Source organism: Sagittula sp. (assembly GCF_052825245.1).
In genome coordinates this window covers 82,320-97,573 of the sequence record NZ_JBRBWD010000041.1, presented here as the reverse complement: position 1 = coordinate 97,573, position 15,254 = coordinate 82,320, and the positions used below count along the sequence as shown (strand labels likewise).

Sequence of the window (15,254 nt, the reverse complement as noted above, 5' to 3'; positions counted from 1 at the left end):
TCAACAATCGCCGCCTTCTCGAACCCATCGGGAACATTCCGCCCGCAGAGGCCGAGGCAAACTTCTACGCTGCTCGGGAAACATCAGGCATGGCCGCGTAACTAAGACAAATCAGCCTCCGGCAAACCCGGCGCGGTTCAGTCTGGACGTTCACAGGAGAACCTTCTGATCTAGAGGATCATGATTTTCGAATATCGGAGGCTGGATTTCTCCAGCCTCCAAAACGTGATCTTACTGGAACAGCGACAGCAGCGACTGCGGCGCCTGGTTCGCGATCGACAGCGCCTGTACGCCCAGCTGTTGCTGGACCTGAAGCGCCTGCAGACGCGCCGAGGCTTCTTCCATGTCCGCGTCGATCAGCGTGCCGATACCGGACTTGAGCGCATCGGTCAGACCGGAGATGAAGTCCGTCTGCGTTTCGATACGGCCCTGCGCAGAACCGAAGGCAGAGGCCGAGTCGATTGCGATCTGGATCAACCCCTCGATGTCCGCCAAAGCGGTGTCTGCGCCGGTCTGTGTCGTGACGTCGATATCGCCGAGCGCTTCGAGCTTGCCGCCGATGACCGTGGAGGCATCGGTGTTGTACTGGTTGAGCGTGTACGAGAAGTTGTCGCCGGTCACCTGGTGGCCAGTGAACACGATCTCGTTGCCGTTCTGGACAACAGCCCCGACGGTTCCGATGTCGGTGCCAAGGTCGGCCGCCGCATAGCTGTTGAACGCCGCGGCAAGACCGGCAACGACTTCCGCCATCGTGTCGCCATCGCGGGCGACGTAGGAAATGTCGTTGCGATCTGTCGTTGCGGCCAAGCCGTTGCCCGCCGTGCCGGTGATCGCGATGGAGAAACCGGTCCCTGCTACCACCGTGTCGGTCGAGGCCGTTCCGAAGGTCGTCGTGCCTGCCGGCGCCGTGGTGTTGTTGCCGGTCATCACAAAGGCCGCGCCGTCACCATCCCCCGTTACGTCGTTGTTGGCGCCAGTCAGGGCTGTCAGGGACGCGCCGATGCTGGACGACCCTGTGCCGAGATCCTGCTTGCGTACGGAAATGTCGGACGCGGTCACACCGTCACCGGAACGATCGAGCGACGAAAGGATGTTGATGATACCTGACCCGGCCGTGAGACTGGTGTTCGACAGCAGGTTGAGACCGTTGAACTGGGCTGCACCGACGACCGCTGCGATCTGGTCGCGCAACGCACTGATATCGTCCTGGATCTTGTCGCGGTCGACGTTCTCTTCCTGGGCGGCGACGATCTTTCCTTTGATGTCGGTGAGCAGTTCAGAGACGGTTTCGGCCGCTTGACGTGCCACGGAGACGGTCGATTGGCCCAGGTTCAGGCTGTCCGAAATGCCTTTGAAACCTTTGACGTCGGCTTCCATCACCTTGGAAATCGCCCAGACCGCCGAGTTGTCCTTTGCGCTGGATACGCGCTTGCCTGTAGAGATCTGTTCCTGGGTCTGGGACAGTCTGGAATTGATCGTCTTCAGGGTCTGCAGCGCGACCATCGCGCCATTGTTCGTCAGGATGCTAGACATGTTTTGTCCTTGCTGTTCAAAAGGCGCTTTGCGCCGGTTGCTTTTGCCGCGAACGGCATCTCTGACGTCTTTCTGACGCGTACAGCCCGAACCTTCCTCGGCCTGCGCCACCCTTTTCAGGTGCGCTGCCAACTTCGCCGTTGAGTCCTAAGGGAGCGCTAAGACCTCCACCTGCTATCTCGATAATTTGACGAAACTCACGCGCGCCGTTCGAGGCGCTGCACCTCCGGGGCGGACAGGCTGTGCTTTTTCCCTGTGGAATCGTAGGTTTCGACGGATTTTCTGACGCGGTTGAGGTCGCCCAGACGCGCTGCGACGTTGCGGATACCTGCCAGGGCGGCGTCAAAAAGTTCCTGATTCCGCCGCAGTCCGTCGCTGAGCGGTGTCAGCACGTCTCGGTCGAGCGTCAGATCATGCAGGGATCCGACGAGGCGTTCCTTTTCGTCCAACAGTTCCGAAATCCGGTCGAAATCGCCGCTGATGAGCGCCGCCCGCTCGGCGTCGATCAACTCTTCCAGTCGTTGGGTCAATGTGCGCTCATCCATGGGCTCTCTCCTTCAGTGCCTCGAAGATCATTTCCGTGAGTCCTACGCCGCCATTTGCTGCCATCTGGCGTGCCTGTTCGAGACGCAGCATGGACGAGAACTGGTCCTCCCCGGCGCCGCCACCGAACGCTTCCGGGGTTTCGCCCACGCCGGCCGCCTTCAACATTTCAGCGAGGAAGTTCGCCTCCAGCTCAAGCGCCGCGTCCCGCAATTTTCGCTCATTGCTTCGGGCAACAAGAGGCAGATCTGGTGTCAGCTCCATGGTCATTCTCTCCAATTCGACTCAGTTGGAACCTTTTGCCGCGAGTTCAGTAAAGAACTGGTAAGGATGTTGGCCTTACGTTCCAGGTGCGGAAGAACTCCCGGAGCTGCCATGTTTATTCAAACGACAAACCCGATTAGCCTTGCCGGAGCGGCCGGTTCCAAAGGGCAGAGTCAGAACCGTAACAACGGTGACGATTTCGATCATATCTTTGAAAGTGGGTCTCAGGCGCGTCCGGATGGTATGAACAGCGAGAAACGGTCCGCTGCAAAGGATGGAGATGGTGCACGCCTTGTGAAATCAGCCGCAAAGGAGGCCGATGTACAAGAAGCTGATACTGTCGAAACTGATTCCGTTGACATTGGAAATTCTGATGAAAAATCGACGAGCTTTGAAGAAAGCGCCTTTTTCGATTCCGATACTTCTTCAGAGCTTCAGAAAGGCGAGTCTTTGGAAGATGCCGGCTTCGGACACCCGAGGACTCGAAGAGAATCAGCAAACCAAAGATCAGTTGGACATTCTCTGGGGGGGCTACACGGCCCAAGTAATGTACTCATTCGCCCTGAACCAGCCTTAGATTGGCCGCCGAGTAGCTTGTCCACAGAAAATATTGGTTTAGGAAAACACTCATGCTCCGAAAGCCGAGATCAGGCATCTCCCGCCTCAGTACTTCCTGTAGAAAGTCAAAATGGAGAATTCGGAAAGGATAGAGTCGCGCATTCGAATCAGCCTCAATACATCAAGAATGGCCTTAAATTAAACTCTAGCCGTTTCAATACAGAGCCTCAAAGTATGAGTTTGGAGGCAAGCGACTCCGATTATAGCAACGGTGTCCCAAGTCTTACTAATAGGGTAACAGAAAGTGATATCGAGAGGAATCCGGCCTCACTGGGGTTCACCAGAGCGGACAGTGGACCAGATCGAAACCCTGTCAGTGTTGATGGTGTTAATAATGGGCGACGCAGCATAGCTATTGGTGCATCACTATCTGGCGGTTCACACGTTCAGTCGTCAAAGAACCAGTCAGAAAAAGACCTTGGACTTCTAGAGAATTCTTCTGCCCAAGGCCTTTCGGCGGCGGAGGAGAGCAAGGAAAGTACAATTAAAACGAGGTTTGATGAGCCTCGAACTGGGGCCGCAAGCCAGGTAATCTCATTCTCTGAAACTTCTCAAAAAGAACTCACAGCGGGAGGGGCTCCAGAGACGCTAATTTCTGAGGGTTCAAACGCGAGCAAGAAAACCCCAGATGAAACCAAGTCTGCTGTCGTCTCAACGACCGAAGCGAGTCGACGTGGTGACGGTGATGCGGTTGTCCGAGATCGAGATTCCCTCAGGTTTGATATCAATAAAAGCGAAACGACACTTTTAGGGGAAGCTTCAAAGGAAGCGGGTTTTCGCGGGGATCTATTGCGGGCCTCAGGCCGCGCCCAACCGTCGCAACATGACATGGAGAAGGTCAATACGACGGACCTGACAGCCAAGATTATGCAGCTTTCCGGTGTGGCCGAAACCTCCAAGGATGTACCGAAAGCCGTCAATAACCAGAATAATGAAATCGCATCACCCGAAATCGGTGATCCTGAACCAAAGCTTGGATTTTTGCGGCATGCCAGCGGCACGTTTCTTGGTTCTGACCGGCGCCATCAGGAACCTGCTTGGGGCGTTAAGAACTCGGAAGCCAATCTTCCGGGCGCAGACAAAGCACTCAATATCGCCGCTGTTCGTGTGACGTCCGAAGGCATGTCGACTGCGGTAAATCAACCGCAAGACCGAGCGAGAGAGATGACTCCCTTTGATTCCAAACTGTATGCCACTCTGCATAGAGAAGCCGCAAACCCGTCGACGGCCGCCATGCACGCAACAGGGGACGAAATAAGCGTAGCGCAGTATTCTGGTTCGTCGGACTCGGTTATTATCCGTCAGTTATTGAAGAACAAAGAGCGCGAGAATGTCGCCAATCGGCAGACAAGCGATGCTGGAACCGACAATAAAACTGTGGTGAGCGGCGCTGCGCTTGCGACCACGCCTCAGCCAACCGACCCGTCCACCCCTGCGCGATGGCCTGACCCGGCTGGGACCTCTTTTGCGGTCGCACTGCAGGCGTTTGAGGATGTTACCGAAGAGGATGTCGGCGGCGCCGATCTTCCCGTGAGCGGGACGTCCTCAAGCGGCGCGTCGCAGGCAAACCAAGCCGGTGCAACACAGCATCAACCGCTTAACAGGGCCGACCCCAATGCTGTGATCCGGCAGGTCGCCGACGCATTCGCACGCCTGAGCGACCATACGGTTGAGCTTCGTCTGTCACCGGAGGAACTCGGTCGGGTCCGGATGTACATGCATTCCGGCGAACACGGTCTTGTCGTGAATATCCAGGCGGACCGGACCGAGACGCTGGACCTGATGCGCCGCCATGTAGACGAGCTGGCGCGGAATCTGGCAGACGCCGGCTATGAAAATGCCGGGTTCACCTTTGGCGAGGAACGACGCCAACGCGAAACATCTCTTGGCGATGCGCTCGATTTGGTTCCAGCTGTGGATGACGACCTCGCGCCTCTGCCGGGCATCGAAACCGATGGGGCCGATGGCCTCGATATCAGGATGTGAGGAAACATGGTCACTGTCTCTGATCCAGCGCCACTGTATGGCAACCAGTCCGGCCAGACGGCCCAGAAGCCGTCGGTCGAGCAGAACACGCGGGCCGTTCTGAGTTCCGACTTTGAGACGTTCCTCAAGATGCTCACCGTGCAGGTGCAGAACCAGGATCCGCTGAACCCCGTCGACTCGACGGAGTATGCGACGCAGCTAGCGACGTTCTCCTCTGTAGAACAGCAGGTGCAGACCAACGAACTGCTCCGCAACATCAGTGCAACCCTGGGCGGCAATTCGCTGAATGAATTCGGTCGCTGGATCGGGATGGAAGGGCTGGTCCGCGCACCCGCCATGTTCGACGGTGCCCCCGTGACGATCCGCCCCGATTATTCCGAGGACGCAGACCGCGCCGTGCTGGTGGTGCGCGACGCGGGCGGAGAAGAGGTGCAGCGCTTCGACATCGATGTCGGCGAGGAGGTGGTGTTCTGGGGCGGAGGCGACAGCGAAGGCAACCCTCTGCCCCCCGGCATCTACCGTTTCGACGTGGAAAGCTACATCGACCAGCGGTTCGATGGCTCTACCATGGCGCGTGTCTACAGCCGCATAGACGAGGTGCGCAATGACGACGGGACGGTCCTCTTGCGCTTCGCCGACGGGACCGAGGCGACCTCGGAAGAGATTGGAGGCCTGCGACAGGCACGGCAATGACGCACGATGGCGGTTGCCGATTCGAAAAACTTGGACGCGAAGGAAGGAAAATCTTGGTTAAGAAGCGAAAAGATCGATGCATCTTCAACGTGTATGGGCTTCTCGTGGGGATCCGTATTTCGCATGCGCGGAAAAAACATGCAAACGTGCCACACTGGTGGCGCAAACCGGTGAATTTTGCAGGCGACAAGGTGCCGTTCCGCGCACCTGCAGAATTTGCCATTTGATAGGCAGCACTGAAAACGCTACGTTGCCTGAAGTAGGGCGTACCGCGTCCATCATTCTGAGACTGGAGCATAGTCATGAAAAAGATCTCTACCATCGCGGCGGTCGTGGCCCTCGCAGCTTCCTTCAGCGCGCCGGCTTCTGCCCAGCAGGCTGACCCGTTTGCATCCTCGCAGGTTTCCGCGGTGCCGGCGTTGGTCGTCATCGGTGGTATCGCCGCTGTCATCGCGATCACTGCGGGCACCAACAACGACTCCTCGACCGGCACCAAGTGAGGCCGCGTCGACATTAAGGTCGACAAACAAAGCATAGAGAGCGGCGGCAATATTGCCGCCGTTTTTCATTTGTAGATCAGGCAGCTCGACCTACCCGAAGAACGGAGCAAGCAGGATGACCGCGGCAGAGGCTGCGGCACCGCCCGAAGCCCAGAACAGCCGTGCGGGCCAGGGATTGCGGCGCTGCTCCGGTTCGGGCTGGGACTGTCGGATCAGGGCGGCCTCCACCAGCTTGGGCAGGCGCGGACCGAACCGGGCCATCACCGCCGCCGTCTTCATCAGGTCCGACGCAGCCGCGCGCGGGCCGATGGACTTCTTGATGTAGTCTTCGACCACGGGCTGGGCGACGCGCCAGATGTTCATGTGCGGATCAAGGGACCGGGCGACGCCTTCCACAACCACCATGGTGCGTTGCAGGAGGATCAGCTCCGTCCGTGTTTCCATGCCGAACCGTTCCGTCACCTCGAACAGGTAGGCCAGCAGCTTGCCCATCGAGATGCGGGTCGCGTCCATGCCAAAGATGGGCTCTCCGACGGCGCGGAGCGCGCGGGCGAATTCGTCGATGTCGCGGTCCGCGGGCACGTAGCCCGCTTCGAAGTGCACCTCGGCGACGCGCTTGTAGTCGCGCCGGATGAAACCGAAGAGGATCTCGGCGTAGACCCGGCGCGTGTATTCGTCGATGTGCCCCATGATGCCGAAATCATAGGCGATGATATCGCCATTCGGCGCGACCTTCAGATTGCCCTGGTGCATGTCGGCATGAAAGAAGCCGTCGCGCAGCGCGTGGTTGAGAAACAGTTGCAGGACACGCTGGGAAAGGGCGACGCGGTCGTGGCCCATGGCGTCGATGGCGGCGTTGTCGCCAAGCGGAACGCCTTCGGCCCAGCTCATGGTCATGACGCGACGGCCCGACAGCATCCAGTTGACCTGCGGAAGCTGGAAGCCCTCGTCGTTTTCCGTGTTCGCCGCAAATTCGCTCGCGGCGGCGGATTCGAGGCGAAGATCGAGTTCGCCCATCACCACGCCTTCGAAATGCGCGATGACTTCGCGGGGCCGCAGGCGGCGGGACGAGGGCGACAGCGTCTCGATCACCCAGGCTGCAAAATAGAAAGCGTCGATGTCGCGGCGGAAGGCCCGCTCGATTCCGGGACGCAGAACCTTCACGGCGACGCTTTGGCCGGTCTCGCGTAGCGTGGCCTTGTGCACCTGCGCGATGGAGGCCGCGGCGACGGGTTCGCTGAACTCGGCAAAGATCTCGTCCACGGGCAGGCCGATCTCGGCCAGAACCTGCTCCTTGGCCTCTTCGATCGAGAAGGGGGGCAATTTGTCCTGAAGGACGCGCAACTGGGTCGCCATCTCGGCGCCGACCACGTCTGGCCGGGTCGACAGGATCTGGCCGAACTTGATGTAGGCCGGGCCAAGCGCCGTCAGGGCGCGCACCGCGGGCGGTGTGGACGGATCGCCTTCGTCGCCCAGCCACTTGAAGGGCCAGCCGAGCACCCGGGCGGCCACCCGCAGCGGTGCGGGCGCGTCGAAGGCATCCAGAACCACGCGCATCGCGCCGGTCCGTTCAAGCGTCGCGCCCGTCTGGATCAGGCGCCAGATGTTGTGCGGACCCCTCAAAGCTTCCAGCCCGAATGCAGGCAGGCCACGCCCATCGACAGGTTCCGGTACTTCGCATTGCCGAAGCCCGCCGCGCGCACCATTCCCAGGAAGGTTTCCTGGTCTGGAAACTTGCGTATGGATTCAACGAGATACTGATAGGAATCGCGGTCCCCGGCGATCACTTGTCCCATGCGCGGGATGATGTGGAAGGAGTAGAGGTCATAGGCCCACTGCATCAGGTCGTTGGGAATCTGCGAGAATTCTAGCACCATCAGCCGTCCGCCCGGACGCAGCACGCGGTATGCCTCGTTCAGGGCTTCCTGCGGGCGGGTGACGTTCCGGATGCCGAAGGAGATCGTGTAGACGTCGAAGCTGTTGTCCGGGAAAGGCAGCTTCATCGCGTCGCCCACGACCCAGTCGAGCTGATCGCCAAGGGAAGACGCTTCGGCCCGTTTCCGACCCTCGACCAGCATCGGCTCCGTCAGGTCGAGCACGGTCGCATGCCCGTCGCCCGCACGTTTCAGGTAGCGGAAGGAAATGTCGCCGGTGCCGCCCGCCACATCCAGTAGCTTCGTGCCGCGGCGTGGCGCGAGCCAGTCCATCATTGCGTCCTTCCAGACGCGGTGAATGCCGAATGACATGGCGTCGTTCATGACATCGTACTTGGACGCCACGGATCGGAAGACCCCCTGAACACGCCCCGCCTTTTCGCCCTCCGGCACTTCGGAGAAGCCGAAATGGGTGGTTTTTCCGCTGGTGTCGTTCATGCGAGGCGTCCTTTCGTGTCGCAGAGACTTATAGGGCGTAGGCATCGCTCTGCAATGCGGCGCGTTGCGTAGGGTCGCAGGAATGCGGACGCCGGCAGCGCGAGGGACGTATGCGCCCGGTCGGGGCCGATCAAGACGCCGGGAGGTCGTGCGGACAGCTATGGCGATGCCGCGCGCTTTACGGGGCGCCGGTCGCTGACTACATGTCGGCTTCACCTCCCCGGAGATGCGCAATGCCCGAACTGCCCGAAGTCGAAACCGTGCGCCGCGGTCTGGCCCCCGTCATGGAAGGCCAGGTCATCGCGCGCGCACAGGTCAACCGGCCCGACCTCCGCTGGCCTTTTCCAGAACGGATGGCCGAACGGCTGACCGGGGCGCGTGTCTTGCAGCTTCGCCGGCGGTCGAAATACATCCTCGCCGACCTGTCCACGGACGAAACCCTGCTGATCCACCTCGGTATGTCCGGGCGGATGCTGGTGTCGGGCGATCCCCTCGGCCAGTTCGTGCACGCGCATCCCATGCCGGAGAAACACGATCACGTCGTCTTCGACATGGAGAACGGCACCCGCGTCACGTTCAACGATCCGCGTCGCTTCGGCGCCATGGACCTGATGCCCACGCAGGCGGCCGAGGCCCACCCGCTGCTCGCCCGGATCGGTCCGGAACCGCTGGGCAATGCCTTCACCGAATCCCACCTCGTCGACCGACTCAAGGGGCGGAACATGCCGGTCAAATCGGCGCTTCTGGACCAGAAGATCGTCGCCGGACTGGGCAACATATACGTTTGTGAAGCGCTGTTCCGTGGCGGCATCCATCCGGCGCGACGTTGTGTCCGCATCTCCGCGGCGCGGATTTCGGCGCTGGTTCCCATCGTCCGCGACGTGCTGGACGACGCCATCGCGGCGGGCGGATCATCTCTCCGGGATTTCCGCCAAGCCGATGGAGAACTTGGATATTTTCAGCACAGCTTTGACGTCTACGGACGTGAGGGTGAGCCATGCAGGGCGCCCGGTTGCACCAGTACGATCCAGCGTATCGTGCAGTCGGGGCGGTCGTCCTTCTTCTGCCCGACCTGCCAAAGATAAGCTTGATCGTCTTCACCGAAGTGTTAAGGCTTGGCCTCTGACGGAACCGGACGGAGCCCTATTCTCATGGCCTATGAGACGATCATCGTCGAAGTAGAAGACCACGTCGCCACCATCAGACTCAATCGCCCCGACGCCCTGAACGCTCTCAACTCCGAGATGTTGGGAGAGCTGTGCCAGGCGCTGAAGGAAGCTGACGGCAACGACAAGGTGCGCTGCATCATCATCACCGGTTCGCAGAAAGCGTTCGCCGCCGGTGCCGACATCAAGGAAATGTCCGACAAGAGCTACGTCGACATGTTCCTGTCGGATTTCTTCGGGGCGGAAGGCGGCACCATCGGCCGCACCCGCAAACCGATCATCGCCGCCGTTGCTGGATACGCGCTGGGTGGCGGTTGCGAGCTGGCGATGATGTGCGACTTCATCATCGCCGCTGACAACGCGAAGTTCGGCCAGCCTGAGATCAACCTCGGGGTGATTCCCGGTCTTGGTGGCACGCAGCGCCTGACCCGCTTTGTCGGCAAGTCCAAGGCGATGGACATGACGCTGACCGGCCGGTTCATGGACGCGGAAGAGGCGGAGCGTTCCGGCCTCGTCAGCCGCGTCGTGCCGGCAAAGCAACTGATGGAAGAGACCCGCGCCGCGGCCGAGAAGATCGCAGAGAAGTCGATGATCTCGACCATCGCCTGCAAGGAAGCGGTGAACATCTCTTACGAGACGACGCTGTCCCAGGGTCTGCTGTTCGAGCGCCGTGCCTTCCACGCGCTGTTCAACACCGAGGACCAGAAGGAGGGCATGGGCGCATTCATGGAAAAGCGCTCGGCCCAGTTCCGGGACCGCTGACCGCGGATCAGGCCGGAAAGTACAGATTCCGGCAAGCATCCGAACGTGATGCTTGCCGAAACCGGGTGTCTGCTATATAGGCGCCCGTCATACATGCGCGTGATGCCCGCTCAGGCAAGAATCGGTCCCGCAGTCCGTTCGGGTCCTGAGAGGCATTGCGTCGTCACAGAGAACTTGAACCGATACCACGAACAGGACCGATCATCATGGCAAACACACCCCAGTCCAAGAAGCGCGCACGTCAGTCGGAAAAGCGTTACGCCGTCAACAAGGCACGTCGCTCGCGCATCCGCACCTACCTCCGCAAGGTCGAAGAGGCGATCGCATCCGGCGATCAGTCCGCGGCACAGGAAGCGCTGAAGGCGGCCCAGCCCGAACTGATGCGCGGCGTGACCAAGGGCGTGTTCCACAAGAACACCGCTTCCCGCAAGATGTCGCGCCTCGCGTCACGCGTGAAGTCGATCGGCGCCTGAAGCGCCAGCAATACCAATACCATGTGTTGAAAAAGCGCCCTCACAAGGGCGCTTTTTTGCGTTTTCAAGGTGTTGCAGGAACGCCAGATTCTTTTTCCGGATTCACCGAGTCAAGCTACAAGATCGGTTGCCGGAAACTGACGAAGGTTGGTAATTTCACCGAGCGAGTCACGTCGCACTGGGGGGACAAGGCTGCCAGCCCACGCGTTCATTGGGGAAAGCGGGGGCAAACTTGTCAGGGCACTTGAAGTGCTTTTGATGATGTTCAGGGGTAACCCTGGCCATGTCCAGGATACAGACCGGGTCTTCGGACCTGCGCACCGAGGGGACATCGGGCGCGGGAATCGGTGGATCGTTGGAGCAGTCGCTCCACGCCTCGAACCTTACGGGTTACGAGCGGGCTGTTCTGTTCCTCGCTGTGCGTGAACGCGTCCGTCGGCAGGCGGAGAGCAGGAACGGAACTGAGGACACAGTTGGCGGATGACAAAAGAACAATGGGGCGCCCTCCAAGAGCAGATTTGCAAGACGATCGGTCAGAACAACTACAAGACCTGGATCGAGCCGTTGCGCTTCCGCGGAGTTACGCCTGAGGGCATCGTAACGCTGCAGGCACCGACGAACTTCTTCGGGACGTACGTCTCGCAGAACTTCGGCGACATGCTTCTGGCACAGATTTCCACGGTGGAACCGTCGGCGCGCCGTCTGGCATTCCAGGCCGGGATCGTGGACGACCCCAGCGACAAGGCCGAGGAAAAGGCCAAACCGCTGAACCTTCCGGAAACGGAGCAGGCGCCGGTCACGTCTTCCCGCGACCAGCAGCTGCCGGGTGCGCCGCTGGACATGCGATTTACCTTCGACACCTTCGTGGTCGGCAAACCGAACGAACTGGCGCACGCCGCCGCGCGCCGCGTGGCCGAGGGCGGTCCGGTGACGTTCAACCCGCTGTTCCTGTATGGTGGTGTTGGCCTTGGTAAGACGCACCTGATGCACGCCATCGCGTGGGAGCTGTCGCAGCGCAATCCCGGTCTGACCGTGCTGTACCTGTCGGCGGAACAGTTCATGTACCGCTTCGTGCAGGCCCTGCGCGAGCGCAAGATGATGGACTTCAAGGAGATGTTCCGCTCCGTCGACGTGCTGATGGTCGACGACGTCCAGTTCATCGCCGGCAAGGATTCCACGCAGGAAGAGTTCTTCCACACGTTCAACGCGCTCGTGGACCAGAACAAGCAGATCATCATTTCCGCCGACCGGGCCCCGGACGAGATCAAGGACCTGGAAAACCGCATCCGTTCGCGGCTTCAGTCCGGCCTGGTGGTCGACCTGCACCCGACCGATTATGAGCTCCGCCTCGGAATCCTGCAGTCGAAGGTCGAGGTCTATCGCGGCATGCACCCGGGCCTGCAGATCGACGATGGCGTTCTGGAATTCCTCGCGCACCGCATCTCGACCAACGTGCGTGTGCTCGAAGGGGCGCTGACCCGTCTGTTCGCCTTCGCCTCGCTGGTCGGCAAGCCGATCAACATGGATCTCGTGCAGGACAGCCTTGCCGACGTGCTGCGCGCGTCGGAGCGCAAGATCTCCATCGACGAGATCCAGCGCAAGGTGGCCGAGCACTACAACATCCGCCTGTCGGACATGATCGGGCCGAAGCGGGTCCGCAACTTTGCCCGTCCGCGGCAGGTGGCCATGTACCTGTGCAAGCAGCTCACATCGCGGTCCCTTCCGGAGATCGGCCGCCGCTTTGGCGGGCGCGACCACACCACCGTCATGCACGGCGTGCGGCGCATCGAAGAGCTGCGCCAGCAGGACGGCCAGATCGACGAAGATGTGGAGATGCTGCGCCGCGCTCTGGAGGCCTGAAAAGGCGCATCCTGAGTCTGCCTCACAACACTTGGAGCCGTGGCACGCCGTTTCGGGGCGGCGCGCCTTGACGCTTCCGGAAATCCAACAGACAAATGGCGAAAACCGGCTTGGAGCGGGGTCCGCTCCGCGCTAACGTGCGCGTCCGGACTGGCGGAGAGGGTGTAGTGCGATGAAGATCAGCATGGAACGGGCGGCGCTTCTGCGCGCGGTCGCGCAGGCGCAATCGGTCGTGGAGCGGCGCAACACCATTCCGATATTGGCCAACGTCCTGATCGAGGCGGAAGGCGAGACGGTCACGTTCCGCGCCACCGACCTCGATATCGAGGTTCTCGACAAGGCCGTGGCCCAGGTCGAGAAGCCGGGCGGCACCACGGTGTCCGCCGTCACCCTGCACGAGATCGTTCGCAAGTTGCCGGACGGATCGCTCGTGGCCCTTGCCGAGGAACCGGGGACCGGGCGGCTGACGGTGTCTGCGGGCCGTTCGAACTTCAGCCTCGCGACGCTGCCGAAAGAAGACTTCCCGGTCATGGCATCGTCCGAATACGGCTCGAACTTCACCGCCAAGGCCGAAGTCCTCCGCCGCCTGTTCGACAAGTCCAAGTTCGCGATCTCGACAGAGGAAACGCGGTACTACCTGAACGGTGTCTACATGCACGTGGCCGACGGCGATGGCGGTCCGGCCCTGCGCTGCGTCGCGACCGACGGCCACCGGCTGGCCCGCATCGACGCGCCGCTGCCCGACGGGGCCGCGGACATGCCCGGCGTGATCGTCCCCCGCAAGACCGTGGGTGAAATGCGCAAGCTTCTCGACGAGGACGGCATGGATATCGCCGTTTCCGTCTCCGAAACCAAGGTCCGGTTCGCGACACCCGACATCACGCTGACCTCAAAGGTCATCGACGGCACCTTCCCCGACTACACGCGCGTCATCCCGCAGGGCAACACCCGCAAGCTGGAGGTCGACGCCTCCGAGTTCGCGAAGGCAGTCGACCGTGTGGCCACCGTCTCGTCGGAACGGTCGCGCGCGGTGAAACTGCAGCTTGACGAGGACCGGCTGATCCTGTCGGTCAACGCCCCCGACAGCGGCGCGGCAGAGGAAGAACTGGCGGTTGCCTACGGCGACGAGCGGCTGGAGATCGGCTTCAACGCGAAATACCTGCTGGAAATAGCCAGCCAGGTGGATCGCGAGAACGCGGTGTTCATGTTCAACTCGTCCGGCGATCCGACCCTGATGCGGGAAGGCAACGACACCAGCGCGGTCTACGTGGTCATGCCGATGCGCGTGTGACCCGGAGAGCGCCGATTTTTCAGCGAAAAATCGCGGCCTCGGGCGGACACTTCCCTTCGAACCACCAGCCAGGGGCGCAACTGTGCACCTGTCGCACTTGAGCCTTTCGCATTTCCGCTCGCACAAGCGGGTGGTCATCGACGTCGATCACCGTCCGGTGGCGATCTGGGGTCCGAACGGATCGGGTAAAACCAACCTGATCGAAGCCGTGTCCCTGTTCTCTCCCGGGCGGGGTCTGCGGCGGGCGTCGGCGCAGGACATGGCCCGGCGACCGGAATCGCTTGGCTGGAAGATCACCGGGACGCTGGAAAATCCGCAAGGTACGCACGAAATCGCGTTTACCTCCGAAGGTGGTGCCGCGCGCAATGTGCGTATCGACGACAAGCAGGCCAGCCAGGTTGCACTGGGACGGATCGCCCGCGCGGTCTGGCTCATCCCCGCCATGGACCGGCTGTGGATCGAAGGGGCGGAGGGGCGGCGGCGGTTCCTCGACCGGATCGCCCTGTCGTTTTTCCCTGATCACGCGCAGGCGGCGCTCGACTACGACAAGGCGATGCGGGAACGTAACAGGCTCCTGAAAGACATGGTTCGAGACCCGCACTGGTACACGGCCCTTGAACGCCAGATGGCGGAGGCAGGGGCCGCACTGCACGTCAACCGGCTGGCTGCCCTCGACCGGATCGCAGAGGCGCAGGACGGCGCCGAGACGCGCTTCCCGGCCGCGACGCTGGACCTCGTGCATGGCGACGGCGAGATGCCCGGCTCTGCCGCAGATCTGCGCGTCGCGCTGGAGGAAAGCCGCAGGCGGGATCTGGCGGCAGGGCGGACGCTTGTGGGTCCCCACCGCGCCGACCTGATCGGCACCTTCGCGGCGAAGGGCGTGCCCGCCGCCGACTGCTCGACCGGGGAGCAGAAAGCGTTGCTGATCTCGCTGATCCTGTCGAACGCCCGGGGGCTTGCGGCGGACGAAGGGCATCCGCCGATCCTGCTGCTGGACGAGGTCGCCGCGCACCTCGACGCCGGACGCCGCGCCGCCCTTTTCGACGAGATAAGCGCTTTGGGCGCACAGGCCTGGATGACCGGGACCGGCCCGGAACTTTTCGCCGAACTGGGCGACCGGGCGCAGGCGCTGGAGGTCTCCGAAGGGCCCTCCGGATCCGTAGTTTCAAAACCCTGAACTTTATACCAAATCT

At 61.3% G+C, this 15,254-nt stretch carries 15 protein-coding genes; 10 read left to right on the top strand and 5 right to left on the bottom strand.

Annotated features, from left to right (window positions below; translation table 11 throughout):
* Window positions 1–231: 231 nt before the first annotated feature.
* From ACU0DV_RS18335 to ACU0DV_RS18325, 3 genes are all read right to left on the bottom strand, one after another.
* Window positions 232–1,533: a flagellin N-terminal helical domain-containing protein gene (locus tag ACU0DV_RS18335; RefSeq protein WP_446240786.1), complete on the bottom strand. Its 1,302-nt coding sequence runs from the start codon at window positions 1,531–1,533 to the stop codon at window positions 232–234.
* 197 nt (window positions 1,534–1,730) lie between these two features.
* A complete protein-coding gene (locus ACU0DV_RS18330) occupies window positions 1,731–2,078 on the bottom strand; it encodes a hypothetical protein (protein WP_446240696.1) in 348 nt (115 codons plus the stop codon).
* Window positions 2,071–2,340: a rod-binding protein gene (locus ACU0DV_RS18325; RefSeq protein ID WP_446240697.1), complete on the bottom strand. Its 270-nt coding sequence runs from the start codon at window positions 2,338–2,340 to the stop codon at window positions 2,071–2,073. Before ACU0DV_RS18325 ends, ACU0DV_RS18330 begins: the two co-directional genes overlap by 8 nt.
* A gap of 111 nt (window positions 2,341–2,451) precedes the next feature.
* Between ACU0DV_RS18325 and ACU0DV_RS18320 the strand changes: the two genes are divergently transcribed.
* The 4 genes from ACU0DV_RS18320 (at window position 2,452) to ACU0DV_RS18305 (ending at window position 6,137) form a co-directional block, all read left to right on the top strand.
* Window positions 2,452–4,944, top strand: a complete 2,493-nt coding sequence (locus ACU0DV_RS18320) for a flagellar hook-length control protein FliK (protein WP_446240698.1) — start codon at window positions 2,452–2,454, stop codon at window positions 4,942–4,944.
* Between the two features lie 6 nt (window positions 4,945–4,950).
* Window positions 4,951–5,637, top strand: coding sequence for a flagellar hook capping FlgD N-terminal domain-containing protein (locus ACU0DV_RS18315; RefSeq protein ID WP_100928723.1), 687 nt, complete (start codon window positions 4,951–4,953; stop codon window positions 5,635–5,637).
* Window positions 5,634–5,864, top strand: coding sequence for a hypothetical protein (locus ACU0DV_RS18310; protein ID WP_198521862.1), 231 nt, complete (start codon window positions 5,634–5,636; stop codon window positions 5,862–5,864). Before ACU0DV_RS18315 ends, ACU0DV_RS18310 begins: the two co-directional genes overlap by 4 nt.
* 75 nt (window positions 5,865–5,939) lie before the next feature.
* Entirely contained in the window at window positions 5,940–6,137 is a 198-nt protein-coding gene (locus tag ACU0DV_RS18305) for a hypothetical protein (protein ID WP_100928724.1), read from the top strand.
* A gap of 90 nt (window positions 6,138–6,227) precedes the next feature.
* On the opposite strand, the gene ubiB is transcribed toward ACU0DV_RS18305, so the two are convergent.
* Both ubiB and ubiE read right to left on the bottom strand, forming a co-directional pair.
* Window positions 6,228–7,760, bottom strand: a complete 1,533-nt coding sequence (gene ubiB / locus ACU0DV_RS18300; protein ID WP_100928725.1) for a 2-polyprenylphenol 6-hydroxylase — start codon at window positions 7,758–7,760, stop codon at window positions 6,228–6,230.
* Window positions 7,757–8,509: a bifunctional demethylmenaquinone methyltransferase/2-methoxy-6-polyprenyl-1,4-benzoquinol methylase UbiE gene (gene ubiE / locus ACU0DV_RS18295; protein WP_100928726.1), complete on the bottom strand. Its 753-nt coding sequence runs from the start codon at window positions 8,507–8,509 to the stop codon at window positions 7,757–7,759. The genes ubiB and ubiE overlap by 4 nt, the downstream gene beginning before the upstream one ends.
* Before the next feature lie 233 nt (window positions 8,510–8,742).
* On the opposite strand from ubiE, the gene mutM reads away from it, so the two are divergent.
* From mutM to recF, 6 genes are all read left to right on the top strand, one after another.
* Window positions 8,743–9,594 (top strand): bifunctional DNA-formamidopyrimidine glycosylase/DNA-(apurinic or apyrimidinic site) lyase, encoded by an 852-nt coding sequence (mutM, locus tag ACU0DV_RS18290; RefSeq protein WP_446240699.1) that lies wholly within the window; start codon window positions 8,743–8,745, stop codon window positions 9,592–9,594.
* A gap of 66 nt (window positions 9,595–9,660) precedes the next feature.
* Window positions 9,661–10,437, top strand: a complete 777-nt coding sequence (locus ACU0DV_RS18285) for an enoyl-CoA hydratase (protein WP_100928728.1) — start codon at window positions 9,661–9,663, stop codon at window positions 10,435–10,437.
* A 206-nt stretch (window positions 10,438–10,643) separates the two neighbouring features.
* Window positions 10,644–10,910, top strand: coding sequence for a 30S ribosomal protein S20 (rpsT, locus tag ACU0DV_RS18280; protein WP_100928729.1), 267 nt, complete (start codon window positions 10,644–10,646; stop codon window positions 10,908–10,910).
* A gap of 480 nt (window positions 10,911–11,390) precedes the next feature.
* Complete coding sequence (dnaA, locus tag ACU0DV_RS18275) at window positions 11,391–12,770, top strand: chromosomal replication initiator protein DnaA (RefSeq protein ID WP_100928730.1); 1,380 nt, start codon at window positions 11,391–11,393, stop codon at window positions 12,768–12,770.
* Window positions 12,771–12,942: 172 nt separating this feature from the next.
* Window positions 12,943–14,061 carry a DNA polymerase III subunit beta gene (dnaN, locus tag ACU0DV_RS18270; RefSeq protein WP_100928731.1) on the top strand — a complete coding sequence of 373 codons (1,119 nt, stop codon included), beginning with the start codon at window positions 12,943–12,945 and terminating at the stop codon, window positions 14,059–14,061.
* Between the two features lie 82 nt (window positions 14,062–14,143).
* Entirely contained in the window at window positions 14,144–15,238 is a 1,095-nt protein-coding gene (gene recF / locus ACU0DV_RS18265; RefSeq protein ID WP_446240700.1) for a DNA replication/repair protein RecF, read from the top strand.
* Window positions 15,239–15,254: the final 16 nt, after the last annotated feature.